Genomic DNA, 23,116 nt, shown 5'->3' on the forward strand with positions numbered 1-23,116 from the left:
TCTGAAATTAATTAAATTCACTTCTAAAAATAAAATACACAGCACCTAAGATGCACAGTCCTGCCCACAGATAATCGAGCTTCAATGGTTCTTTCATATAGAAATAGGCAAAGGGGACAAACAAACTTAAGGTGATGACTTCTTGTAAAATTTTTAACTGGCCGACATTCATTACTGTGTAGCCGATACGGTTAGCAGGCACTTGCAGCAAGTATTCAAATAGGGCGATACCCCAGCTCACTAAGGCCGCAATAATCCAAGGTTTTGAGCCTAGCGTTTTCAAATGCCCGTACCAAGCAAAGGTCATAAAAATATTACTTAAGCAAAGTAAACCGATAGTGGTTAGGGTTGGATTCATTTTTCATCTCTATGATTAAATTTATAAATCATATACATAGCATCGTCAGTATAGCTGCCAAGACATTTATCGATTGCCTTAGGTTTAAAACCCATTTTAAGCCAATAGCTGTCGGCACCTTGTACGGCTACGAGGGATAAGGAATTGAGATTATAGCGATCCGCCAATAGTGTTAGGCGGGTCAGCGCCTTAGCGCCAGCGCCTAAACCTTGGGCTTTAGCCGAAATCGCAATATCGTGTAGGTATAAGGTATCAGCCTTGGGTAAATGGGTGATGGGCTGATATAGCGCGGGCGGCATATTGGCGGTCCATGGGTGAGCCAAGCAATAACCGACAACCGACTTATCCACTTCGAACACAAAACAGGACTGAGGTGATACCTGCCATTTACTTTGCAGTACGTGCAGTGGCTCAGGATCCAGTTGTGAGTAACACTCGTCTTGGATCGCTAAAATGGCATCCCAATCCTCTGGGGTGATTGCACGCAGTAACATGGCCGACATTTATCCTGTTTCAAGAGTCCTGTTGAAGGAACTCCGTGGAAAGAGTCCTGATTCAAATAAGCTCGGCATTATAACCTCAAGCGGCTTCAAAATGCAGGCTCCAGCGGCAATATAAAGCGCTTTAAAACCCGTATAAACTGAGCTTTCAGCGTTTTTAAGCGTTCGCAGCGGTTAAATACCTAGATATCGTTGGCGCAGGTGACGCTCAAGATATTGACCATTTAGGGTTTCGCCCGTTGCTTGGCGGATCAGTTCATCGGTGGTGAGCAAGGATCCCTTAGACCAAATGTGCTCGCGCAGCCATTGGAATACCGAGTCCAACTTGCCTGCATCGATTAGGGCTTCAATCGGTCCTAAGGCTTTTTCCATCGCAAAACGACATTGAGCGGCATACATGGCACCTAAGGTGTAACTTGGGAAATACCCTAGTTCACCAACGGCCCAATGAATATCCTGCATGCAACCGTCTCGGTAGTTGCCATCGGTATTAATCCCCAGTAGTTGTTGCATCTGCGTCGACCAAAAATCAGGCAAATCCTCTACGGTTAAGCTGCCGTCGATAAAGGCTTTTTCTGCCTCAAAGCGCAGTAAAATATGGCAAGGATAGGTGACTTCATCGGCATCGACGCGGATAAGTCCGGGCGCTACGCGGGTGTAATGCTGTGCTAATTCTTGGGCGCTAAAATGACAATTAAGATGTTGCGCAATTTTAGGCTGCAATTGGCGTAAAAATGCCGGATTTGCCCCGAGTTGCATTTCGCAGAATAGACTCTGGCTCTCGTGGATACCCATAGAACGCGCCAGTCCCGCAGGTTGTCCACGCCACGCTTTAGGTAAACCTTGCTCATATCTGGCATGGCCTGTTTCATGAACTATGCCCATGATTGCACTACTGAAATCAGCCTCATTGTAGCGAGTCGTTATCCGCACATCGCTTGGCACGCCGCCACAGAATGGATGGCTGCTGATATCCAGCCTACCGTGGTTAAAGTCAAACCCCAGAAAATCCATTACGTCTCGGCCAAGGGCTTGCTGCGCGCTAACATCGAAGGGACCATTTAGCGTTAACTTAGGCTCGTTTGCCTGTTTAGCCAGCACTTCTTGGATAAGTGTCGGTAGCCAATCTTTCAGTCCGCCAAAGGTTTGCTCTAGCTTTGCCGAGGTCATTCCCGGCTCAAATTTATTGAGCAGGGCATCATAGGGGGAAATATTCTGGGCTTCGCCGCGGATCTGCGCTTCTTCCTTGGCAAGTGCAATTACGGCTTTGAGGTTTGGTTTAAAGCCTTGCCAGTCATTATTTTTACGTTGTTCACGCCACGCATTCTCACATTGATAGGCCATTTTAGTTTTGGCTTGCACGAGATCGCCGGGCACTAAATTTGCCTGCTGATATTGGTACTGCATTTCCCGCAGGTTAGCTTGTTGTTCCGTTGTGAGAGATTCGTCCGTCGCGCCGTGTAAGTGTTCGGCTAAGACAGTTGAGGTTTTGAGTGTGTGGATATGTCGCGCCAGTTCAGCCATTGCATCGCCGCGATCGCTATTACCGCCCATAGGCATCATGGCTGCTTGATCCCAGTCACCTAGAGCGCTGAAATGTTCAAAGTGAGAAATTTTTTGAAAATGTGCTGTCAGTTTATCGTAACTTGGTGTTGGTACTTTGCTCTTGGGTGAGTCCATGGAATTTCCCTTCTGGCGCATCAAATCCTGCGCGAATAAATAACAATAACAGGATGATCATACAATGACGTCAACAGTATACTCAAACAACCTAAAGATGCAGGACTCAGTGGGCTGATATTAACGCTATAGTAACGCACTTGAGGCAAGGCCATTTATTGCTCCTGAATAAATGGCATCCACGCCATATATGGCGATTGCGGCTATTTGCAGCGCTAGCGCTAAGTTAAAAAGGGAGTTGTAGTGTTAAAGTGGTTTTCGATAGGGTACTAATAGCGAAGATGGTCACGCGATTTTGGCGCAGCAGAGCGATAGTCAAAATCTGTTTTAGGGACAATTTTTAGTTTGGAAATTGTGCTTGCCTTGCTATTCTGTGATGGTTAAGTCGATAATTACAGTGAAATAAATGGAATGCTGTATTGTTCAAGGAGATGATTATGTGGGCGTTTTTAGTTGAACAGCCTAATTTACCTTACACCATAGCTTTTGCTTGCGTACTGGCCCTTGGTGTGTTTGAAGTCTTCGCATTATTCATAGGTTTAAGCATGTTAAGTGCGTTAGACCAATGGGTGCCTGCTGATGTGGAATATGATGCTGATGTGGGCGCGGGTGGACTCACGGGCATTGCCGGTTGGCTGTGTCTAAATAGACTCCCATTACTTATTTGGTTTGTGCTTGCGCTGACCAGTTTTGCGATTGCGGGTTATATCGTCAATTTTATTAGTGTTAGTCTTGCCGGTTTTTTACTGCCGCAACTGTTCACTTTACCCATTGCTATTGTCGCTAGTGCATTTTCTTGCCGTTATTTTGGTCGAGTGCTTGCAGATCATTTGCCTAAAAATGAATCGAGTGCGATCTCGCTAGATGATCTTAGCGGCTATGTCGGCACTATCACCTTAGGTTGCGCAATTAAAGGCATGCCCTCTGAAGCCGTCGTTCGCGATAAACATCAACAAAAACATTATGTTTTAGTCGAGCCCGAAACTTCGGATATCGAGTTTGCCTCAGGCACTCAAGTCGTGCTGCTTAAGCGAGAAGGCCGAGTCTGGTCTGCTACGCGTTTTGATAATTAATCTTCCCAAGCCATAAATCAATTGAAAGGAAATCAAATGGATGTGTTAACAAACGTAGGTTCATCCGGTAGTTTTATTTTGCTCGTTGCGGGTATGGTGCTACTCGGCCTCATTGTGATCGGGTTAATTTTCGCCAAGCTATATAAACGTGCAACCAAAGAAATGGCCTTTGTGCGTACCGGCTTTGGTGGTGAGAAAATCATTAAAGATGGCGGCGCTATTGTGTTGCCTGTATTACATGAAACCATCTCGGTAAACATGAACACTCTGCGTATCGAAGTGGAGAAAACCCAGAAAGATGCGCTAATCACTAAGGACAGAATGCGTGTCGATGTGAAGGCCGATTTCTACTTGCGTGTCGCCCCACATTCCGATGGTATTTCAATGGCAGCGCAAACCTTAGGCACGCGTACAAACCGCGTTGAAGAGCTTAAAAAGCTGATGGAGTCTAAGTTTGTTGACGTGCTGCGTGCCGTAGCCGCCGAAATGACCATGACAGAAATGCATGAGCAGCGTGCCGATTTTGTGCAACGGGTGCAAAATAACGTCGCCAACGATCTGGAGAAAAACGGTCTCGAACTCGAATCGGTTTCATTAACGGGTTTCGATCAAACTGATTTGCAGTTTTTTAATGAAAACAACGCATTTGACGCCGAAGGTCGTGCGCGTCTGGCGAAGATTATCGAAGAGAAACGCAAAGAAACCAACGATATTCAGCAGGAAAACCGCATTAAGATCGAGCAGCGTAACCTTGAAGCTGAAAAGGAATCCTTAGAGATTGAAAAGTCGGAAGAAGAAGCGCGCCTGATCCAGCAACAGTCGTTAGAATTTAAACGCGCCGATCAAAAAGCGGAGATTATTAAGCAGAAAGAAAACAAGGCCCGTGAAGAACGCGAAGCCGAGATTGCCAAAGAGCGCGCCATTGAAACCGCTGAAATCGAAAAGACCAAAGATATCGAAACCCGTGAGATTGAAAAGTATAAGTCGATTGAGCAATCGCGCATTCAACAGCAAAGGGATATTGAAGTTTCTGAGCAGGAAAAACGCATTGCGGTTGCGGCCAAATCTGAAGAAGAATCAGCTGCCCGTGCTCGTGCAGCTGAAGCCGAAAAACTGAAAGTTGAAAAAGAAGAAGCGGTAATCACAGCGCGCCAAGTGGCAGAAGCTAATCGTCGCAAAGAGATTGAAGTGATTGATGCTCGTAAGGAAGCTGAGCGTGATGCTGTCGGCGTAACAGTGCAGGCCGAAGCTGAGAAACGTGCCGCTGAAGACAGATCGAGTGCTATTCTGATTGAAGCGCGCGCCAGTGCCGATGCGAAAAAACTGCAGGCTGAAGCGGATGAAAAAGTTTATGCCGTTGAAGCCGCAGGTAAACAAGCACTTTATGAAGCTGAAAACGTCTTAAGTGATGAGCAGATCGCCCTGCAAAAATCCCTCGCCATTTTGAAGGCCTTGCCTGAAATTGTGGCACAAGCCGTTAAGCCGTTAGAAAACATCGAAGGTATTAAGATTCTTCAAGGTTATGGTGCAGGTCATCAATTTGCTGCGGGTGGCGAAGGTGCTCACCATCAAGGTGGTATCGCAGAGCAAGTGACCAGTGCAGCGTTAAACTATCGCGCCAATGCGCCTGTTATCGATGCCATGCTCAGGGAGTTAGGATTAGTGAATGGTGACTCTGGAACCTTGAATGATTTATTGAACGGTAATAACACATTAACCGCCGAAGCCTTAAGTGGTGTTACCTTGTCGAACTCTAGACCTAAGGACTATAGCCAAACGCAGGCAGTAGAGAGCCAAAGTGTGCTCAAGCCTTAATCTCAACGACATTAAACTAAGTCAAATCAAGTAAAGCGCTCGCCGTTGCTCTTTTGAGCCTTGTGCGGATAAAGTATTGATAAATAATACGAATGAAATAAAAGCGCTCACCATTATGGTGAGCGTTTTTTTTGCATTAAATCAAATCTAACGGCTTATTTGTGTACCTTGTCGACCCCTGATGAGCGACCTTCGGCATGACAGGTTGCGCATGACTCCTGTCCTGATTGGTAAATTCGACCACCGCTGGCATCACTTTGGTAAACTCCGCCAAAGCTGCGTGCATGGACGATTAAACTATCGATAAGCGTGTGACAAGCCGTGCAGGTTGCTAAGGTTGGTGAGTACTCGGCAATTTGCCCTATGTTGGCTGCATCGGGTGTCGCAACTAACAGGGATTGTTGTGCACTTAGCCCCTCGAGACTGAGCTGTCCTGCGCTATGGCAAACACTACAGTTATTTTTTGCATTAGGGTAAGTGAGTTCGGGACGTGGGTTATCAAAACCCACTACAGTGCGGGTTCCCGCATGCAGTGAATGCACCATTTCCCTGTAGCTCAAAGTATTGTTGATGGTGCGATAGGGCTTGATTTGGCTGGCCCCAGGAGTATGCATCACATTGGCATTGAGATACATAATCGCATCATTACTGTGGCAACTTTGACATTGCCCATCGGTCAGTGCGGTTGCTGTTTGCGGTGCATGACAGGTGCCACAGCTGCTATTGGGTTCAAAAATTCCTTTCATTTGATGCGCCGACAGAACTCTATCTTCTAATCCTTGATCATGACATTGGCGACAGGCCTGTTCATCGACCTTAGCTTTTGCTGTAACAGCTTGACCTTGCAGGCTTAGCGAATTAATGGCACTGAGACTCACCTCTTGATTTGCGATATTACAGTTAACGGCAAAGCCGGTATTTTTATCGGCACAGAGCACTAGTTTACTGTAGAGTTTTGACTGACTCAGATCGCCAAAATCGGCAGCCGACAGGTTAGATATAGTGACTGTTAGCTGATTGGGTGCGGTAATTTTTAAGGCGACGTCGCTCGTGTTTGCTAATAAATCCCACACTTTACGCTGGCCGTTATTGATTGGCATGTTCGCGCTATTTGTTTCACCTGTGGCAATCAACCAGAAGGATTTTATCATAGGCTGACTGGCGGGCAGTTGCTCCATTTGCTGCACTTGCAATGTCACCGCAAGGGTCTTAGCTTCAACGCTTAGCTGCGAACTCAGTAACTTAACTTGGAAATCGCTCACCAGCTTAGTGGCTGTTTTCACGGCGGCATTGTGGAAAAGCCCAACACCTTCAGGATTAGTGCTATCAGGGTGGCAGCCGCTACAGCCCAGTGTCCATGGGTTGGCAAAAATTTCCCTATTGTGGAATAACCCCGCTACAGTGCCATTCCAATCTGCGGGAATTTGCGCTTTGTGACAGTCAAGACACGCGGTTTTACTGGGGATATTACTATTGCCACTTTGCGCCGTTGCGCCGGGAATATGGCATTGCTGACATTGGGTCATATCACCGGGAAAGGTCACATTGGCGTAGTCATATAGCTGCCCCTTGTAACCTACAATTTGATATTTGGCTTGGTGGATCTGGTGTGTCAATGTCGCCATATCAAGGCTATTACCCGTTTCAGGATCGCCAGAGTAAGTCGTGTGACAGACAACGCAGCCCTCAAAGGCAAAACGTTTATTGCCGTGCATCAAAAGGCGAGTATCGGTATTGGCTAAGTCTGGGTTATGGCATCGAAAACAGGCTTGTTCCGGCGCGATCACTTTACGGCCCATATCCGCCGCGACAGTCTGTCCTGTGGCGGGCACAAAATCGTACACGCTGTTGATCAACTGAGTGTCGATTGTGCTGTTTGCTAACGGTTTTAACTCTAGGTAAATCCTGTGGGTGAGCTCAGGCGAGTACTGGGTATCTATCCCCGTAAATTGGGAGTAACCCGTGAGTGGTTTACTCAAAGTGTAACGGTATTGGCCCGCGCCTAATGAGGTTAGACACGCCGTTTTACAGCTGCTTTCAATGCCAGCTTGCCACTGAGTCTGTGCATTCGCTTGGGCATTTGTGGCAGGTTCTACTTGATTATTGATGTAACTGGTCCATTGCAACGCAGCATCTGTCGCGCTTGCTGCAGAGTTAATGACTTCTGTGCCAGTTGTTGCCATAGCATTAGCCGCGGCTTGGGTGATTTGATAGTGCTTCTGCGGCGGTGCTAATTTGGCAATACCGACACCTAAGGTATCTAGCTCCTTCAGGTTTTCTAGTCCTGTGACCGCAATACCATTGGCATTGCTGAGGAAGAAATCGACCTGCACATGAGTTTGTGCATCGATAACCACATTTTCTATTGTCGCTTTGAGTGTATCCGCTTGTTCAATGCTGATACTCACAATCCCTGGTGGTCCTTCTTTCCCATCGTCACCATCGGAACAGGCTGTCATCAGACAGACTGCGACTGCCATTGGCGTAAAGATTTTCCATTGAGAACGGGTATTCGTTTTCATCATTTTCCATTCCTTTTTAATTAGATTCTGTCGGGACTCTAATCGGAATGTATGCGGTATAGATATTAGCTTAGTTATGAGTCGAGTTGCACTTAATTAACCAAATTTAAAAGTTATTTGTTAATTATATTAAGGTAATTTGAAGTGAGGCATTATTTAAATTTGCTAGATGTTGAATTGTTAATTCTTGAAAACGTTACTCTGATGCATGTCGTGTAACTTGATCTAATAATGCCCCAATATGGGTAATTGTGACGCAGGTCAAAAAGTCAAGGACATAATTACTTTAACATAAATTGTCGGGAATCAAAGTGTATGCATATTTTAATTATATTGCTTTGACTAATAAAGGATCAAATATGATTACCAGAAGAGGAATGCTTAAAGGCGGTATGGGCGTTGCTGTCGGTACAGTTTATAGCGGAACATTAATAAGTTTTCTGACCGGTTGTGGCAGTGACAGTAATAGCCAAGAGATAGTAGAAGTCATGCCTGGTGGACTCATGGTGGTGAACCCTACGGTTTGTGTTAGTTGCAGACGCTGTGAAATTGCCTGTGGTTGGAACCATGAAGGGGATAGCAGTCCGACACTTGCCCGCGTCAAAGTAGAAAGAAATATGAACTATGGCCCACATGGTGTGCAATTTGACTATGAAATACAACGAGGAGTGTGCGGCGATAAAACCGTTGTTCCTTCCACTTGTCGCCACTGCGAAGTTTGCACTGAAGTTTGTCCACAGCAAGCTATTTCAACGAACGAACAAACTGGCGCCAAAGTGATTGATGAAGAACGTTGTGTCGGATGTGGTTATTGTGCAGATAAGTGTCCTCAGCAAGTCATTAAAGTTGTTCGCAGTAAAATGAAAGCCGTCAAATGTGATTTATGTAACGGTAAACCTGCCTGCGCGCAAGTTTGTCCTACAGGTGCAATTAAATTTTATAACTGGGAAGAGGCTGAAGCTGCATTAGAACAATACGAAAAATATACCGGCTTAGTTTCTTAAATTCAGGAGAAATAATATGAGTGATAAAATAGGTGGTTGGGCGGGTAAAGTCCTCAGAGTTAATTTAACAACTAATCATATATGGTATGAGCCAATCAATAAATATTATGACTATATCGGTGGTATGGGTATTGGTTATAAAATATTGTGGGATGATCATAAGGATAATATTACAGCAATCGACCCAGATAATATTATTGTCTTTTCTGCCGGGCCATTAACGGGTTCAGGCGTTATTTGTACTGGACGAACAACCATTACTTCCCGTAGTCCTGTAATTGAAAAACATCTGATTGCCGATGGTCACTTTGGTGGGCATTTTTCACCCGCAATGAAATTTGCGGGTTTCGATGCGATAGCAATAGAGGGGAAAGCGAGCAGTCCTGTGTGGCTTAAAATTGTGGATGATAAGGTCACGATTGAACCTGCCGATGCCCTATGGGGTAAAGGTATATTTGATACCCACGCTATGATCGCGCAAATGATGGGACCCAATGCACAAGTCGCTGCGATTGGCCAAGCGGGTGAAAACCAAGTGCCTCTTTCTGTCATTATGACTCAGGGCGGGCATTCAGCAGGTGGTCATGGCTCGGTAATGGGGTCCAAAAATTGTAAAGGGATCGGCATTATCGGCACTGGTGCCGTTAAAATCGCCGCCAATAATGAAAAGATGCGTGCCTTAGATGACCATATTTTAGGTATTATCGGTGCCAACAATAATGGTGTCGTTCCTTCAACGCCGCAATCTTGGGCTGAGTACTCAGCACCCATCAGCCGCTGGAAATCTCGGCCCGGTTTGAAGTGGGGCGCTGCCGATCAAGAAATCGATTTAGGCGAAGTGCCATGGAATGAACGCAATCGTATTGGGTTTCGAACTTCGATGGCAGAAAGCTACATAGGTGTGGAATATGCCAATAAGTGGATGAAGCGTACGGGAGGCTGTCATTCATGCCCAATACGTTGCTTCTGCGAGCTAAAAGTCCCTGAATTGAAAAGCAAATACGGTCGTAAAACCGAACATATATCTAACGTCTGTATGGGATTCCTCGTACCACAGTATTTAATGGGCACCAAAAATGGTACAGAAGCACATGCGATGGCGGGCGCTTTAGGGGCTCATATTCTCGATGACTATGGTATTTGGTGTAACTATGGCTCCATTTCTCATCTATTTAAATTCCTAAAAACAAAGGATATGTTTAAGCATTTATTACCTGAAGATGAATTTAATAGTATTCCTTGGGCGCTCTGGGATAACCAAGATCCCGCTTTCTTACTTGATTTTTATCGCCGAGTGGCGTTTAAAGAAGGTGAAATTTCCCATATGGCCGACGGCTTATATGATTTGATCAAGCGCTGGGGTTTAGATGGAACCAATCCCAAGTTAGGTAATTGGGATATTCACAAAGAAAGTGCCACTAAGGTATTCAACAAGAAAACTAATGCTGCCGTGCACCATGCTAGTGAAACCGCGGGTCAGGTGGGTACGTTAATCAACGTCGTCTTTAACCGTGATGCTCAGTGCCATTCCCACATCAACATAGTTAACAGTGGTTTGCCACACGATATGACAGTGGCGATTGCCGAGAAAAAATGGGGTGAAGGTGCATTCGATAAGGTGAATTGGTATACCCCAATCAATGTGGCTAAGATCCGTTTTGCAAAATGGTCGCTGGTGAAAAACGTATTACATGACTCTCTGACACTGTGTAATTGGATGTTCCCACTGCTGGCATCACCGGATAAAAATCGCAACTATGAAGGCGATAGCACCATTGAATCGCAGATGTTCAGTTTAGTGACTGGGATTGAAACCACAGAAACGGAATTGGACTTTAAGGCGGAAAGAGTGCTGCATTTACACCGTGCCTTAACCGTATTGCAAATGAATGAAAGCAATATGCGCGAAGAGCATGATGTGCTCAGTGACTGGGTTTATGATTTGAATCCAGATAAAAACTTCGGTCAAGAGGGCACCATCAAGATGGACCGCGCTGACATGCAAACGGCGCTGGACATGTTCTATGAAGCCTTTGGTTGGGATATTCAAACCGGTGCGCCAACTCGGGCCACGCTCGACAAGTTTAGCCTAGGTTTTGTTGCCGATAGATTGGCGGCGCGAGGCCTGTTACCCAGTTGAACACTATAGTTGGACACTATGATTGAACTTGTCGGTTATATCAGGGTATTTAGCCAACACGGACGCTTAGTCACGGCGGAGCAAATCGCCGCCGTGGCAGGGCTCGAGTGGGATAGTGAGCAAACGGTTAACAGTTATATTCGCCTGATCCTCAATGAGGCTTACAAGGATGTGCAGATGCGTTTGTCGGATAAGCGGTATTTCTTCTATTCCGATAGAAGCATAGTTGAACGTTACGCTGAGCAATGGTTAGCGTTGGAGCGGGGTGAAGCGTTTGAGGCGATTATTGCCCAGATCCGTCGCAATAGTTGCCGCCATACTGAGGTCTATCTGGAGAGTGTACTGACGTTTGCCCCCTATCTTTATGATGAGCCTACATTAGCCAATGTGCGTGAGCAATTACCACAACAGCTAGGGGCCGAGGATATCCATTATGCAGTGGACAATCAGGGGAAAGGTTATTACTACTCTACTCTGGGGTTGAGTCACAGCTATGCGGCCGTCCTCGCTAATTATGATCCTTGTGAATGGTCAAACTGAGATTCTGCTACCTTATTGATATTGATTAAGCGCCTTCGGGCGCTTTTTTATCGCAATATCTCATATAGCTAGCGTGAGATTAGCTTGCCAGCGTTTGAGTGTACTTTTTGATGATTTCGTCAATTTTACCATTGGCCTTCAGTGTCGCTATGGCTTGATTGATGGCAGGAAGCAAATCGGCATGTTCTTTTCGTAACCTAAACACTAAGTCACCATCAGAATGCACTGCCGCCAGTGCGACAGGGATCCGCAACTGAGTCGACCAATACAAGGCTGGGTAATTACCAGCAATAACGGCATTGACTCTGTGTTTATCTAAGGCTTTGATCAGCTCCTGCTCTGAGGTAAAGTCTGCGCGGATAAAATCTTTATCGTCGTGATATAAATAACCGCGCACTGTACCTATTTCTTGGCCTTTTATCTGGCTGATATCTTTATATTTACTGACATTCTCTGGCAATGTGACCACATATTCAGTGATTTGCATTATGGGGGTCGATTTGACAAACAGCGGCCCTAAATCCTGCTTTTCAAACCAACTAGGGCTGACGATATCAAAGTCGAGTTGACCGGTTTCTAGCGCATTATTGGTGCGCTTGGGCGGCAGGGCGAGGATTTCACCTTTGATTTCAGCCATAGATAAAATCATCGGAATAAGCTTAGTGATCATCCCCGGCGCCTCGGCTTGATCACCGATAAAATACGGATACCAAGAATAGGAGCCAGTGATATTGTATTTGAGCTGTTCCGCAAAGGCATGCTGTTGAGTCAAGCAAAGGGTGAACAAGGCAAATCGAACTAAGTGTTTATACTGCAAACATCGCTTAACCATATTGCTTTTATCCTTGTTATCTCTGCTTTAGCCAAGACCTATCCGATGGTCATTCTATCTAAACTGTGTGAATGAATTGTTTATTGGATCACAATCAGTCACATCCGCCATATTCAAGCTATTTTCTGCTTTTCGCTGTTATACCAATCACATTAAATATCTAATCAGTTCAGAGCCTCACAGGCATCTCAATCCAAGGCGCATTGACGCAGAAATGGTTATTCCCTTTTAAGTCAATGCAACACCGGAGTGGGATGCCTGTGTGGCTCCCGAAGGGCGGCTGATGTTCACTACATGGCAACGCGCTTTATACTGCGTTTAAGGCTTTCGGCAGAGCACCACTATGCCTTCAAGCCTTCGCCTTATCTAAAGCGCGTTGAACTCCCGCTGAATGAACAGATATTTAATACGATTGGTATTACCTTAAGCCAATAGCTGACACAAAGCTGGTTGCTGATTATTAGGGAAAATTTGATAGGTTTTATGGTGCTTAATCAAACTGGTTTTCTTGTTGCCTTGGCTGAGTAATAACCCATGGGACAGGGCGATACGCGTTAGTGTCTGTTCATCGGCGCGGACATATAAGTTGATTGGCTTGATCAGCTGATTGTCTTTAATATGTTGATTAAATTCTTTGGCATCAATCACTAAGCTAGATTGACCATCACCATCGAGTTTCAGCTTGGCACTGATTTCAGTGTCAGTAAAGACTAACCAATCGGCTTGTTTTAAGGTTTCTATCATGGCATTTAATGCCGTGCCTAAAGCGGGCTCAGATGTCTCAATTGATTGATATTGATACACTATCCTTTCTAGTAAACGCTTGAGTTCGGCGCCCGCACCTTGGCTGCGAGCCAAACGTATCCAAGCCGTGAGATCGTCGGCTACCAGTTTAGAAAAGCGTTTTTCCTTTAAGGACTCGACCATCCAATTACACAAAAAATGACTTTCCTGCGCAGAGGTGCGCTGGGCTTTCTTGGTCTGTGCTGAAGCGGTTAAATCGGCAAGACCCGCAAGGGCGAGTTCGAGCACAGCTTGGTTATAGGTTTGAGAATTCATTATGACTCCGCCGCGGGCTGAAGTGATGTTATCTATTTGAACTTGGACGATATTGATTGCGGCGGAGCTAGTTTAGCAAAGCGGCCGCTAAATCGATAACGATTCTTAACGGCTGCTTTGATGAGGGATGGATTATTCTGGTGCACCGACGAGGCTGGCAGCCGTCAGAATCAATTTAGGTGCGGGTCTCACCTTATAGTTGGGATTCACATATTGGAAGTGGATTAATCCTTGAGTATCAGCAATATAAATTGCCGGCACTGGCAGAACTAAGCGTTTATCGCCTTCGGGCGTTGTCCACAGTGGGTTATCCAGTTTTAAGCGACTCAGATAAGTATCAGTGACTTGTTTGCTAGTGTAAAAGGCAAGACCAAAGGCTTGCGATGCCTGCATTTTTTCATCGGAAAGTAGCTGATATTTGAGTTCGTTTTTAGCGGCCGATGCCTTTAGCTGTGCGGGTGTATCAGTGGAAATCCCCACCAGTTGAAAGCCCATGTCGATAAGTTTAGGTTCGATGGCTTTTAGTTGCCCCATTTGGTTGTTGCAAAAGGGGCACCAGCCGCCACGGTAAAAAAAGAAAATGGTTGGTTTTTGTGCGGTTAATTTTGCTAAATCAACGCTTTGGCCATTCATATCTTGTAAGGTAATTGCGGGAATTTGTTCGCCATTGAGCAGTGGGCTAACCGAATATTCATCCTTAGCGATAGGTTGAGCTAGCGTGGTAAAACTGCCAAGCAGTAGGCTGGTGGTCAATAAAAAGCGCTGTAGTAGGGACGGCATAAGTAATCTCTCTTAGTTATGGGTTATTCTATCAATTCAAGCGATTGGCTCTGGTTTGTACGCTTGTTGGGTCGTGAATGGGGATGACAGCTATAAGAACGGCGAATGCTGCAATTTATTGCAGTGTGTATCCAGATATCGTGGTGTTTTTAAAGCAATGATTGCTCAATCACCCAAAAGCTCGTTTTAGTCTCATATGAGTCAATGGTGTGAGCCGATAACATGGGCTAATTGAGTAAGCTAATCGAGTCTGCTAATTAACTGAGATAAGGTGGGGCGCTGAACGCGAAAGTGATAGTATTGCCACAGCCTTGAAAGGTTGAAGTGATGTTTGGTAATTTTTTCAATAGGAAAGTGGTAAATGGATAAGGGATTATTTAAGGCGTTAAAGAAAGTCTATTATAAAAAGTCGTACCGCAAAGACGAGCATGGTTATCAACAAAGAATCGATAATGGCGATGTGTTTGATGTCGATACGGGAACTTATATCTACTCCTATCAAGGCCTATCTGATGCTGAAATCGCATTGATTGAACAGAGTGGCTATCCGGTCAACGACCGAGTTAAGCTGAGTCATGATGATGTGGTGCTCGGCTATAAAGCGATACTAAAGCAGCCGAATCTTGCGCTGGAGAATTTACTGGCGGCCTATTTATGTGGTTTTTCAAGCTTCCCTCGCGGTCGTCAACCCATTCTCAGTTATTTGTTTGCTAAGGCGCTACCAGAACATTCGATGGCAACCGATAGTGACATTTGTCCTGTGTGTTCCATCAAGCGCGTTAACTGGATTGAGCAGGGACAAGAAATCTTTTCCTGTTACGCTGGCAGTGTGTGGAACGAGCGCTGGGCGCACAATCTCATAGAATTACAAGAGTTTTGTACGCTATCGCCTTGTAAACCCAGTATAGAGGATGTGGCCATCTTCAGTGCATTAATTGAAGCTATCCGTCAGGCTCCTTTAGATGAAACACCCGGAAAACTCGAGCAAAGGGTGAAGAAAGCCAAGATTATTCCTCAATTTAAAAAGTACAGTTTCCGTGGCCAACTGACGGTGTTAGCTGAGCTTGGCATCATGCCAAATTCCTATGTTACGCCGCTTTATGAAGCATTTACGCCATTTGAAGCGATCTGCAATATCAAATACTCGGGCAGTATCCGCTCTGACATCATCTTACCGCTAGCGGGTTGGCGCGGCGAAAATCCCATTGATGAGCAAAGGCTTAAACAGTTATTTGGTGGTTTTTTCGAATAAGTGATCGGCCTCAGTTATGTAGGCTAAGTATTGACTTCGTCACAGAGTTCGGACTGAGATAAGCCATCTTTGAGAGCGAGTCACTCTTATAGCCTATGGTTTATAGCTCATTAATTCGGCTCAATAAAAAAGCGTCCCTTGGGACGCTTTTTGCTTTAATAACGAGACTGATAGGCGAGGTGCATTGCCTATGTTAGTTGTTTATTTCAGCTTTTTCGCTTTGCTCGGTGCTTGACCCACCTTCATTTTTACGCGGCGGCCCTGCATGTTTTTCTCAGCAGCAACTTGAGCGCCGACGTTGTCGGTTCTTTGTTGCTTTTTGGCAAAACTGCGGCGGGTTTGCAATTGCTTTAATAGCAATTCGCGGCTGCCAACTTCATAACCTGGCACAGTGACGCGGCGAATCTGTTGACCAATCAATTTTTCGATATCGGCTAAGGTGCGCTCTTCTTCGCGGCTCACAAATGAAATGGCTACGCCAGTTTTACCTGCACGGCCTGTACGACCGATACGGTGTACATAATCTTCGGCGAGGAAAGGTAAGTCATAGTTGACTACGTATTCAAGGCTTGGAATATCCAGACCACGGGCGGCGACTTCGGTGGCAACCAGCACCCGAACATCACCCGCCACAAACTCACGCAGTGCGCGGCGACGACTGCCTTGGCCTTTTTCACCGTGGACCACTTCAGATGGGATACCATCTAAGTTTAATTCTTTGACTAGCGTATCGGCGGCTTCACGGGTCGCAGTAAATACCAATACCTGTTGCCAGTTTTTCTTGCCGATAAGCTCAGAAAGCAGTTCGCGTTTACGGCGTTGTTCAACCGGATAAACTACTTGGCTAACGGTGTCGGCTGTAGTGTTTTGTTTATCAACGCTGATTACTTGCGGTTTAACCATCATGTCGTTGGCGAGTTTTTTCACCGCACTTGAGAAAGTGGCCGAGAATAACAAGTTTTGACGTTTCTTATTTACCGCTTGAAGGATTTTTTGGATATCGGCGCTAAAGCCCATGTCGAGCATGCGATCGGCTTCGTCTAGCACTAAAAAGTCGACGTTCGACAGGCTTAAGTTACAGGCGGTAAGGTGCTCAAGTAAACGACCAGGGGTGGCAACAATCACATCGGCGCCGCGTTTCAGCTTTTGCGCTTGAGTCTCAATCTTTACGCCACCGTAAATGGTTAATACGCTAAAGTTTAAGTATTTGCAGTAAGCCGTAACGTTGTCAGCCACTTGAGCTGCAAGCTCACGGGTCGGCGTAAGGATCAATACGCGGGCATTCGACTTTAGCGTTTCGCTTGGCTTTTCAACCATCTTTTGCAGGATCGGCAGCGCGAAAGCGGCGGTTTTACCCGTACCGGTTTGGGCACTGGCTAAGACATCTTGGCCGCGGCGGATAGCAGGTATCGCTTGCTGCTGAATAGGCGTCATTTGTTGATAACCGCAATCTGAGATAGCGCGCAAAATCTCGGGGGAAAAACTAAAAGATTCAAATCTCATTTTGGATTCCTATCGTTCACTTATTCAAACATTCAAGCGCCACTAGCCTCTTTATCACTCGTCTAAAGGAGAGAGGTGTACCGGCTGGCTCATTCTTCCACACAGATTTTATAAGAAAAATGGCGGGCGCGGAGTATAGCAAAAATTTCGGTTAAAACCTGTACTTTTTAGTGTTTTGGCATTTTATCTGCATCATTTCATCAGGAGGGGATAAAAGGCTTGGTACTGGTTCAGGTGGGCTAGGTCTTATTGATCTATACAAGGGTTGAGTAAAATATGGACTCAACAATACGGATTAAAGCTCGCTATATTAGAAAATACCGCAACCTAGGCTGCGGTATTTTGGATCTTGCATTTATGTTTAACCGAAGGTGCGCCTCAGGCCAAGGGCTTTTTCGGCATTGTGTTTAAGAAGATGGGCGGCATCACCAATCAGATGGGTTGCAGCTAAGTTCTCGGCGCTGGCATGGGTGATGGAGTGAATATTACTGGCGATCTCATTGACCACTTGACGCTGTTGATCGGCTGCCACTGCATTTTGTTGGGCAAAGGTGTGGATGTCACTCACTTCTTGGTAAATGGTGTTTACATTGTCGGCGGACAGCTGAATATCGCTGGCACAACGCTCCGCATGTTGACGGCTTTGTTCCATTTCTTTGGCCCATGCGTTGAGCATAGTGAACATCTTATCGACACTCTTAGAAATACTGTTCGTTGATAGCTGGGTTCTGCTCGATAGCGCGCGAACCTCATCGGCAACCACGGCAAATCCACGGCCTTGTTCACCCGCACGGGCAGCTTCAATCGCGGCATTGAGGGCGAGGAGATTCGTTTGCTCGGCAATAGAGTCAATTTCGCCCATCGCATTAGCGACTTGCTCGGCTTCTTTATTTAATTGATGGGCATTGTTGGTGGCATCGGCAACAGACTTTGCCAGTTGCTCCATTTTTTGAGTGTTGGCCTTCATGTTAGCACTGCTTTTAAGGCAGAGATCATAGGCGGTATTGATGCTGGTGGAGGTGAGATGGGTATTCTGCGCCACTTCTGTGATGGTTGAACTCATTTCTTCCATCGCGCCAGAGAGCTGTTCTAGCTGATTTTTCTCTTGATCTAGGCTGACATAGGTTTGCTCGGTCGCGACCACTAATTGATCGGCAATTGCATGTAATTGATTGGCTTGATCTTGGGTGCGCCCCAGTACGCCATTCATTTTGGCCTGTAGCATGATGAGCTGGAAATCGAGGATAGAAGAGGTATCTGCACCCGAGTAAATGTAACGACTGATAGAGTCATATTTGTTTTGCATTTCAATCAGTTTAGCGGGAATACGAAAAGCCTCATCGTAGAAAATGGCGAGGTTTAAACTCATCAGAATCGCCCCTGCGATAATTACGCCCCAGCCCCAAAAGTAGCCAGCGATCAGTAAACCTGTGGAGGCTACAACCGCAGATACGATACGTTTTTGCATTAAACTTAAGGGTTTAGGAATGGATTTGTCTAATTTGAGTCTTTGGTAAATCTCATTAGCTTTCGTGACGTAGGCGGCTTGAGGCTGAATGCGCACCGATTGGTAACCGATAATAGTGCCGTTTTCAAACAAGGGCGAAACAAAGGCATCAACCCAATAGAAGCCACCATTCTTACAGCGGTTCTTGACTATGCCGCGCCAAGATTGGCCTGACTTAAGTTTTTCCCACATTTCTTTAAAGGCGGCGCTCGGCATATCCGGATGGCGCACCATATTATGGGCACTGCCAATTAATTCTTGATCGCTATAGCCTGATACTTCGGCAAAGCGGGCATTGACGTAAGTGATGATACCGCGAGTATCAGTGGTGGAAATGAGTTCATCTTGTGGTGTTAAGCGGATTTCTTGATCTGATCTCTGTGTATTAACTATTTTATTCGCTGAGGCGTTACTCTGGCTCATTTAGTGTGTCCATTCAGGGCCGATGTGGTTCATTAGGGTTCAGGACGCGGTGTTAGGCGCGAATTTTCTTGTGCTGACTCTCATCGGAGTAAGCTTGTTATGTGATAAGAGTATCATTTTTGTGTGGGTATAGGAGAGCGGTTTCTCATGGCTGACAGGTGAAAATCAATCGTTCGTCGTATTTATAAGCTATTGCAATATATAAAGTTTTTAAGTAGCGAGAATGTGGAGTTAAACGAGCGTTTATCCTGTTAAATCGTTAATTCTAGTATTTTGTATAGGGTTATTCTTTTATGTCTTGAGTGGGTATTTGTCATTCATCTTAAATATAAATTATGTTCGATGATATTGGACTAATGTCGTTGATTCGGCTTGATATCGCAGTATTCATGGAGCGCTTTATTGGCCTTAGTCTATTCTTTAATGGGCAACAAAAGATGGTTTATTTTTCCTTGCTTCAGTGGTGTATCTTGATTTTGCTCTTCTAGTTTATTAGCTCACAGCGGGAATGCTACATAAGAGGAACTTCCCATGGCGATATCACTTAGGCGTGGTGTAACTAAATTAGCCACAGCGTCCTTGGGAACAGCGGCGGCACTGCCACATTGGCGACGTTTGATCTTTGAACGTTTATTTGGCTTTCTAGCGATTCTCTGCGTGCCTGTATATATCACTAGTGTGTATTTATGCGTCATCGCCGATCTCTGGTTTATGGTGGTATTTGATACGCTGGCTTATCTGTTTTTACTGCTTTTACTGTATTTTCCTAAGCTTGCTGATAGTACGCGTTTTGGCTGTGGCTGCTTGCTGGGTTTTGCTATCGGCATCGGTTTTTTAATTGCGATTGGCCCTTCGGGAGCTGGTTTTTTCTGGTTATTTATTTTCCCGCCGTTAGTCGGTATTTTTTTAGGAAATCGAGCCAGCTTATATGCCCAGTGTTTGAATGGGCTAAGTTTGGTATTGATTGGTTTTGCCTATCATTTTAATTGGCTCAATTGGCCTGAAACCCAAGGTTATAGTGTCGGTATTTGGGCCGTTGTCGTGGTCAATTTTATCGTGACCAATGCCATGTTGACGTTAACTATTACTTATTTATTAGGTAAGTTGGCTGACGCACTCGATTCAACCTTAGCATCACGCCAAGCTACCGTATTAGGCTTAGCTAAACTCGCCGAATACAGAGATAACGAAACAGGCGCGCATTTGCTACGTATGCGGCAGTATTCGAAAATGCTCGCGTCGCAGCGACTACTGGCCGCCAATCCTCCTGCAGAATTGAACGAAGATTATATTCAAGACATTAGTTTGTCGGCCATTTTGCACGATATAGGTAAAGTCGGTATCGCCGATGCGATTCTGCTCAAACCGGGTAAATTAACGCCGCAGGAGTTTGAGCAAATTAAAGCTCATCCTGTGATCGGGGGACAAGTGCTACGCAGTTTGTTGGAATATGCGCCCCAATGTACTTTTATTCAGATGGGCCGCGATATTGCCTCGGGTCACCATGAAAAGTGGGATGGTAGTGGTTATCCCCTTGGTTTGAAAGGTGAAGATATTCCGCTTTCGGCGAGGATAGTGGCCCTAGTTGATGTTTATGACGCGCTGACTTCTCCCCGATGTTATAAGCGGCCCTTTAGCCACCAAGAGGCTATCGACTTAATTATTGAAGGCAAAGGTCAGCATTTCGACCCTGAATTAGTCGATTGTTTTATTGAAATTCATCAGGACTTTGAAGTGTTGTCTAAAGCATCGCTGGATGATGCTTATCAGCCGATGGCACAACCTACTATGGTTTAGCGACTCATGTTTTTAAATCGTGTTTTGAAATCATGGTTTTGAAATAAGGCGTGGGTTTTAAAACACACTGATAGCGCTAAAAAAACGCCCAATGCTAATTGCCTTGGGCGTTCTATTTTATAGCGCGTAAGGGACTAAAATAACGACTTAAATCGTTATTTATCAGTGAAGTGCTAAATTGCTTTAGTCACTTGAGTTAACCAAGCCAATTCATCACCTGACATCAACGGAGAAAGTGTATTGAATACTTGCTGATGATAAGCATTAAACCAGTCTATTTCCCCTTGTGTTAACAGGCTCTTATCAATAAGGCGCGCATCCATAGGGATCATAGTCAACGCATCGAATTCATACATTTCACGCTCAGCCCCTTTAAGTGCTTCACAGTGTTGCACTACGACGAGGTTTTCTAGGCGAATACCGAAATCGTCGGTGCGGTAGTAACCCGGCTCGTTGGAAAGCACCATGCCGGGCATCAATGCGATACCGTTGACATTTTTACCTATGCGCTGCGGACCTTCGTGCACACTTAAAAAGTGACCCACGCCATGGCCTGTGCCGTGATCGTAATCAAAACCATGTTGCCATAGATATTGGCGGGCGAAGGCGTCGAGCTGCTGGCCTGAGGTGCCTTTCGGGAAGCGAGCTTGGTCGAGGGCAATATGACCTTTTAGCACCAGCGTAACCATTTTTTTATGCTCATCGGTCACTTCACCTATCGCAATGGTACGGGTCACATCTGTAGTGCCATCAATATACTGAGCGCCAGAATCCACTAAGTAGATGCTGTCCATTGTCATCATGGCTGGTGTGCCATTGTTGTGATTGTAATGGCACATAGCGGCATTAGGACCGGCAGCTGAAATCGTGTCGAAACTTGGCTCGCGGTAACGCTCATCTTCTAGGCGAAAGCTTTCCAATTTATCCGCAAGGGTGCCTTCATCGTGCATACGATTGGCTGCCACTTCGGCATCGAGCCATGCAAGGAATCGACTCACGGCGACGCCATCGCGGATATGGCAGGCACGCATGCCGGCCAGTTCTGCGGCGTTTTTCTGCGCTTTAGGTAAAGCGACAGGATCGATTCCAGCTATCAATTTTGCTCCTGCCTCACGGGCAATGTTTTGTGCCCAAGCGTTTGCAGAATTCGGATCGACAAGTAGTTTTACGTCCTGCATGCTGGCGAGTGTATCGGCAAGAGATGCCTCGCTTTTAAAGCTGACGCCAGCACCAACATGCTCCTCAATGCCCTCTGGGAGTTTGCTTAAATCGGTGAAGAGCTGCATATCGCCATTGGCGTGGAGCAGGGCACTGCCGAGTACAACGGGCAGGCGTGGTACATCATTGCCGCGAATATTGAGTAGCCAGCAGAAAGAATCTAAGGCGGCGATTAAGGCGACATCACCACCGGCTTTTTTTACTAATGCACCAATTTCAATGCGTTTTTGCAGGCTGGTTTTACCTGCACTCTCGTTGCTAAACAAAGTGATAGGCGCGTTCGACTGTGCTGGCCGATTCTGCCAATGCAAATCGATGGGGTTTTGTTCAACTGCAACTAATTCGATTTGGGATTTATTTAAGGTTGCTTTGGCATTGTCATACCAAGCTAAGGTGTGTAAGCGCGCATCGAAACCAACGCGAGACCCTGCTGGTAGCGTGTCACATAACCACTCAATTTGTGGTGTATCGGTTAGGCTTTCATAACTGAAAAGTGTGGCATCGACTTGCAAACGAACTTGAACCGTATAGCGGCCATCGGTAAATATTGCGGCTTTATCTTTCAATACGATAGCCATACCCGCCGAACCGGTAAAGTTGGTTGCCCAGTACAAACGTTCGTTATGTGCCGGCACATATTCGCCCAGATATTCGTCGGCACGGGGAATAATAAAAGCATCGAGATTAGCAGATGTTAATTCGTTACGAATAGCACCGAGACGGTTAGCGATTGATTGTGACATAAGGGCTCCAATTAAGACTGGCATGCTATGCGAGTCGGTAGGCGAAGATCACCTAAGGATGAATGGTTTATACCCAAACAACCTGAAGATGCAGGATTCAGCGGTAATTTAACGCACTTTAGGCAAGGCGGTTATTTGCAGACCTAGTGGGCTAAGTTAAAAATAACCAACGCAGTATAAAGTGCGTTAAAAACCGCCGGGACGGAGCGTCTAGGGCACTTCACTTCCGTGTTGCATCAATTCAAAAGGTAGCCGACATTCTGTCATTGATACGCCTTGAATTGAAGCACCCTAGGCGCTCTGAAACTCGTATCTTCAGGTAGCTTGGGTATATGTTGATTTGAGTTTTAACCGGCTCGGATTATCGCAA

At 45.7% G+C, this 23,116-nt stretch carries 17 protein-coding genes; 7 read left to right on the forward strand and 10 right to left on the reverse strand.

Features of this window, described 5'->3' with window-relative positions; translation table 11 throughout:
* Window positions 1-7: 7 nt before the first annotated feature.
* The 3 genes from L5M10_RS09675 to L5M10_RS09685 form a co-directional block, all read right to left on the reverse strand.
* Window positions 8-358 (reverse strand): DMT family protein, encoded by a 351-nt coding sequence (locus tag L5M10_RS09675; RefSeq protein WP_006082592.1) that lies wholly within the window; start codon window positions 356-358, stop codon window positions 8-10.
* Window positions 355-852 (reverse strand): GNAT family N-acetyltransferase, encoded by a 498-nt coding sequence (locus L5M10_RS09680; protein WP_113939489.1) that lies wholly within the window; start codon window positions 850-852, stop codon window positions 355-357. The genes L5M10_RS09675 and L5M10_RS09680 overlap by 4 nt, the downstream gene beginning before the upstream one ends.
* A 180-nt stretch (window positions 853-1,032) precedes the next feature.
* Entirely contained in the window at window positions 1,033-2,538 is a 1,506-nt protein-coding gene (locus L5M10_RS09685; RefSeq protein WP_263255209.1) for a carboxypeptidase M32, read from the reverse strand.
* Between the two features lie 437 nt (window positions 2,539-2,975).
* Here L5M10_RS09685 and L5M10_RS09690 point away from each other — a divergent pair, with 437 nt between their 5' ends.
* Window positions 2,976-3,611: a YqiJ family protein gene (locus L5M10_RS09690; RefSeq protein WP_028761348.1), complete on the forward strand. Its 636-nt coding sequence runs from the start codon at window positions 2,976-2,978 to the stop codon at window positions 3,609-3,611.
* A 36-nt stretch (window positions 3,612-3,647) separates the two neighbouring features.
* Window positions 3,648-5,426: a flotillin family protein gene (locus tag L5M10_RS09695; protein ID WP_263148861.1), complete on the forward strand. Its 1,779-nt coding sequence runs from the start codon at window positions 3,648-3,650 to the stop codon at window positions 5,424-5,426.
* 155 nt (window positions 5,427-5,581) lie between these two features.
* Here the strand turns inward: L5M10_RS09695 and L5M10_RS09700 are convergent, their stop codons facing one another.
* Window positions 5,582-7,951: an OmcA/MtrC family decaheme c-type cytochrome gene (locus L5M10_RS09700; protein ID WP_263255211.1), complete on the reverse strand. Its 2,370-nt coding sequence runs from the start codon at window positions 7,949-7,951 to the stop codon at window positions 5,582-5,584.
* 356 nt (window positions 7,952-8,307) lie between these two features.
* On the opposite strand from L5M10_RS09700, the gene L5M10_RS09705 reads away from it, so the two are divergent.
* From L5M10_RS09705 to L5M10_RS09715, 3 genes are read left to right on the forward strand one after another with little or no spacing between them, the layout of a single operon-like run.
* The gene (locus L5M10_RS09705; RefSeq protein WP_263197105.1) at window positions 8,308-8,952 is read left to right on the forward strand and encodes a 4Fe-4S dicluster domain-containing protein; all 645 of its coding nucleotides are present in this window, start codon (window positions 8,308-8,310) and stop codon (window positions 8,950-8,952) included.
* Window positions 8,953-8,968: 16 nt separating this feature from the next.
* Window positions 8,969-11,092, forward strand: coding sequence for an aldehyde ferredoxin oxidoreductase (locus L5M10_RS09710; RefSeq protein WP_263178123.1), 2,124 nt, complete (start codon window positions 8,969-8,971; stop codon window positions 11,090-11,092).
* Between the two features lie 18 nt (window positions 11,093-11,110).
* A complete protein-coding gene (locus L5M10_RS09715; protein ID WP_028761343.1) occupies window positions 11,111-11,632 on the forward strand; it encodes a hypothetical protein in 522 nt (173 codons plus the stop codon).
* A gap of 79 nt (window positions 11,633-11,711) precedes the next feature.
* Here L5M10_RS09715 and L5M10_RS09720 read toward each other — a convergent pair whose 3' ends face one another.
* From L5M10_RS09720 to L5M10_RS09730, 3 genes are all read right to left on the reverse strand, one after another.
* Window positions 11,712-12,464, reverse strand: coding sequence for a substrate-binding periplasmic protein (locus tag L5M10_RS09720; RefSeq protein ID WP_263255212.1), 753 nt, complete (start codon window positions 12,462-12,464; stop codon window positions 11,712-11,714).
* Between the two features lie 423 nt (window positions 12,465-12,887).
* A complete protein-coding gene (locus tag L5M10_RS09725; RefSeq protein ID WP_263148865.1) occupies window positions 12,888-13,523 on the reverse strand; it encodes a DUF2913 family protein in 636 nt (211 codons plus the stop codon).
* A 132-nt stretch (window positions 13,524-13,655) separates the two neighbouring features.
* Complete coding sequence (locus L5M10_RS09730) at window positions 13,656-14,303, reverse strand: peroxiredoxin-like family protein (RefSeq protein WP_219254075.1); 648 nt, start codon at window positions 14,301-14,303, stop codon at window positions 13,656-13,658.
* A 361-nt stretch (window positions 14,304-14,664) separates the two neighbouring features.
* Here L5M10_RS09730 and L5M10_RS09735 point away from each other — a divergent pair, with 361 nt between their 5' ends.
* On the forward strand, window positions 14,665-15,555 hold the full coding sequence (locus L5M10_RS09735; protein WP_263162065.1) for a hypothetical protein: 891 nt from the start codon (window positions 14,665-14,667) through the stop codon (window positions 15,553-15,555).
* 201 nt (window positions 15,556-15,756) lie between these two features.
* On the opposite strand, the gene L5M10_RS09740 is transcribed toward L5M10_RS09735, so the two are convergent.
* Both L5M10_RS09740 and L5M10_RS09745 read right to left on the reverse strand, forming a co-directional pair.
* Window positions 15,757-17,058: a DEAD/DEAH box helicase gene (locus L5M10_RS09740; protein WP_028761337.1), complete on the reverse strand. Its 1,302-nt coding sequence runs from the start codon at window positions 17,056-17,058 to the stop codon at window positions 15,757-15,759.
* Between the two features lie 361 nt (window positions 17,059-17,419).
* The gene (locus L5M10_RS09745) at window positions 17,420-18,988 is read right to left on the reverse strand and encodes a methyl-accepting chemotaxis protein (protein WP_113939382.1); all 1,569 of its coding nucleotides are present in this window, start codon (window positions 18,986-18,988) and stop codon (window positions 17,420-17,422) included.
* A gap of 531 nt (window positions 18,989-19,519) precedes the next feature.
* Here L5M10_RS09745 and L5M10_RS09750 point away from each other — a divergent pair.
* Window positions 19,520-20,785, forward strand: coding sequence for an HD-GYP domain-containing protein (locus tag L5M10_RS09750; RefSeq protein WP_168822982.1), 1,266 nt, complete (start codon window positions 19,520-19,522; stop codon window positions 20,783-20,785).
* A gap of 173 nt (window positions 20,786-20,958) precedes the next feature.
* Here L5M10_RS09750 and L5M10_RS09755 read toward each other — a convergent pair whose 3' ends face one another.
* Entirely contained in the window at window positions 20,959-22,746 is a 1,788-nt protein-coding gene (locus L5M10_RS09755; protein WP_263255213.1) for an aminopeptidase P family protein, read from the reverse strand.
* Window positions 22,747-23,116 lie beyond the last annotated feature (370 nt).

Source organism: Shewanella sp. SM32 (genome assembly GCF_025654235.1).
GTDB lineage: Bacteria > Pseudomonadota > Gammaproteobacteria > Enterobacterales > Shewanellaceae > Shewanella > Shewanella oncorhynchi.

What these genes read in the sequence shown, in the direction of transcription:
- L5M10_RS09710 (WP_263178123.1), top strand. Translation starts at nt 8,969, where the DNA reads ATGAGTGATAAAATAGGTGGTTGGGCGGGTAAAGTCCTCAGAGTTAAT.
- L5M10_RS09730 (WP_219254075.1), bottom strand. Translation starts at nt 14,303, where the DNA reads ATGCCGTCCCTACTACAGCGCTTTTTATTGACCACCAGCCTACTGCTT.
- L5M10_RS09745 (WP_113939382.1), bottom strand. Translation starts at nt 18,988, where the DNA reads ATGAGCCAGAGTAACGCCTCAGCGAATAAAATAGTTAATACACAGAGA.
- L5M10_RS09705 (WP_263197105.1), top strand. Translation starts at nt 8,308, where the DNA reads ATGATTACCAGAAGAGGAATGCTTAAAGGCGGTATGGGCGTTGCTGTC.
- L5M10_RS09675 (WP_006082592.1), bottom strand. Translation starts at nt 358, where the DNA reads ATGAATCCAACCCTAACCACTATCGGTTTACTTTGCTTAAGTAATATT.
- L5M10_RS09755 (WP_263255213.1), bottom strand. Translation starts at nt 22,746, where the DNA reads ATGTCACAATCAATCGCTAACCGTCTCGGTGCTATTCGTAACGAATTA.
- L5M10_RS09680 (WP_113939489.1), bottom strand. Translation starts at nt 852, where the DNA reads ATGTTACTGCGTGCAATCACCCCAGAGGATTGGGATGCCATTTTAGCG.
- L5M10_RS09725 (WP_263148865.1), bottom strand. Translation starts at nt 13,523, where the DNA reads ATGAATTCTCAAACCTATAACCAAGCTGTGCTCGAACTCGCCCTTGCG.
- L5M10_RS09715 (WP_028761343.1), top strand. Translation starts at nt 11,111, where the DNA reads ATGATTGAACTTGTCGGTTATATCAGGGTATTTAGCCAACACGGACGC.
- L5M10_RS09735 (WP_263162065.1), top strand. Translation starts at nt 14,665, where the DNA reads ATGGATAAGGGATTATTTAAGGCGTTAAAGAAAGTCTATTATAAAAAG.
- L5M10_RS09720 (WP_263255212.1), bottom strand. Translation starts at nt 12,464, where the DNA reads ATGGTTAAGCGATGTTTGCAGTATAAACACTTAGTTCGATTTGCCTTG.
- L5M10_RS09700 (WP_263255211.1), bottom strand. Translation starts at nt 7,951, where the DNA reads ATGATGAAAACGAATACCCGTTCTCAATGGAAAATCTTTACGCCAATG.
- L5M10_RS09740 (WP_028761337.1), bottom strand. Translation starts at nt 17,058, where the DNA reads ATGAGATTTGAATCTTTTAGTTTTTCCCCCGAGATTTTGCGCGCTATC.
- L5M10_RS09695 (WP_263148861.1), top strand. Translation starts at nt 3,648, where the DNA reads ATGGATGTGTTAACAAACGTAGGTTCATCCGGTAGTTTTATTTTGCTC.
- L5M10_RS09685 (WP_263255209.1), bottom strand. Translation starts at nt 2,538, where the DNA reads ATGGACTCACCCAAGAGCAAAGTACCAACACCAAGTTACGATAAACTG.
- L5M10_RS09690 (WP_028761348.1), top strand. Translation starts at nt 2,976, where the DNA reads ATGTGGGCGTTTTTAGTTGAACAGCCTAATTTACCTTACACCATAGCT.
- L5M10_RS09750 (WP_168822982.1), top strand. Translation starts at nt 19,520, where the DNA reads ATGGCGATATCACTTAGGCGTGGTGTAACTAAATTAGCCACAGCGTCC.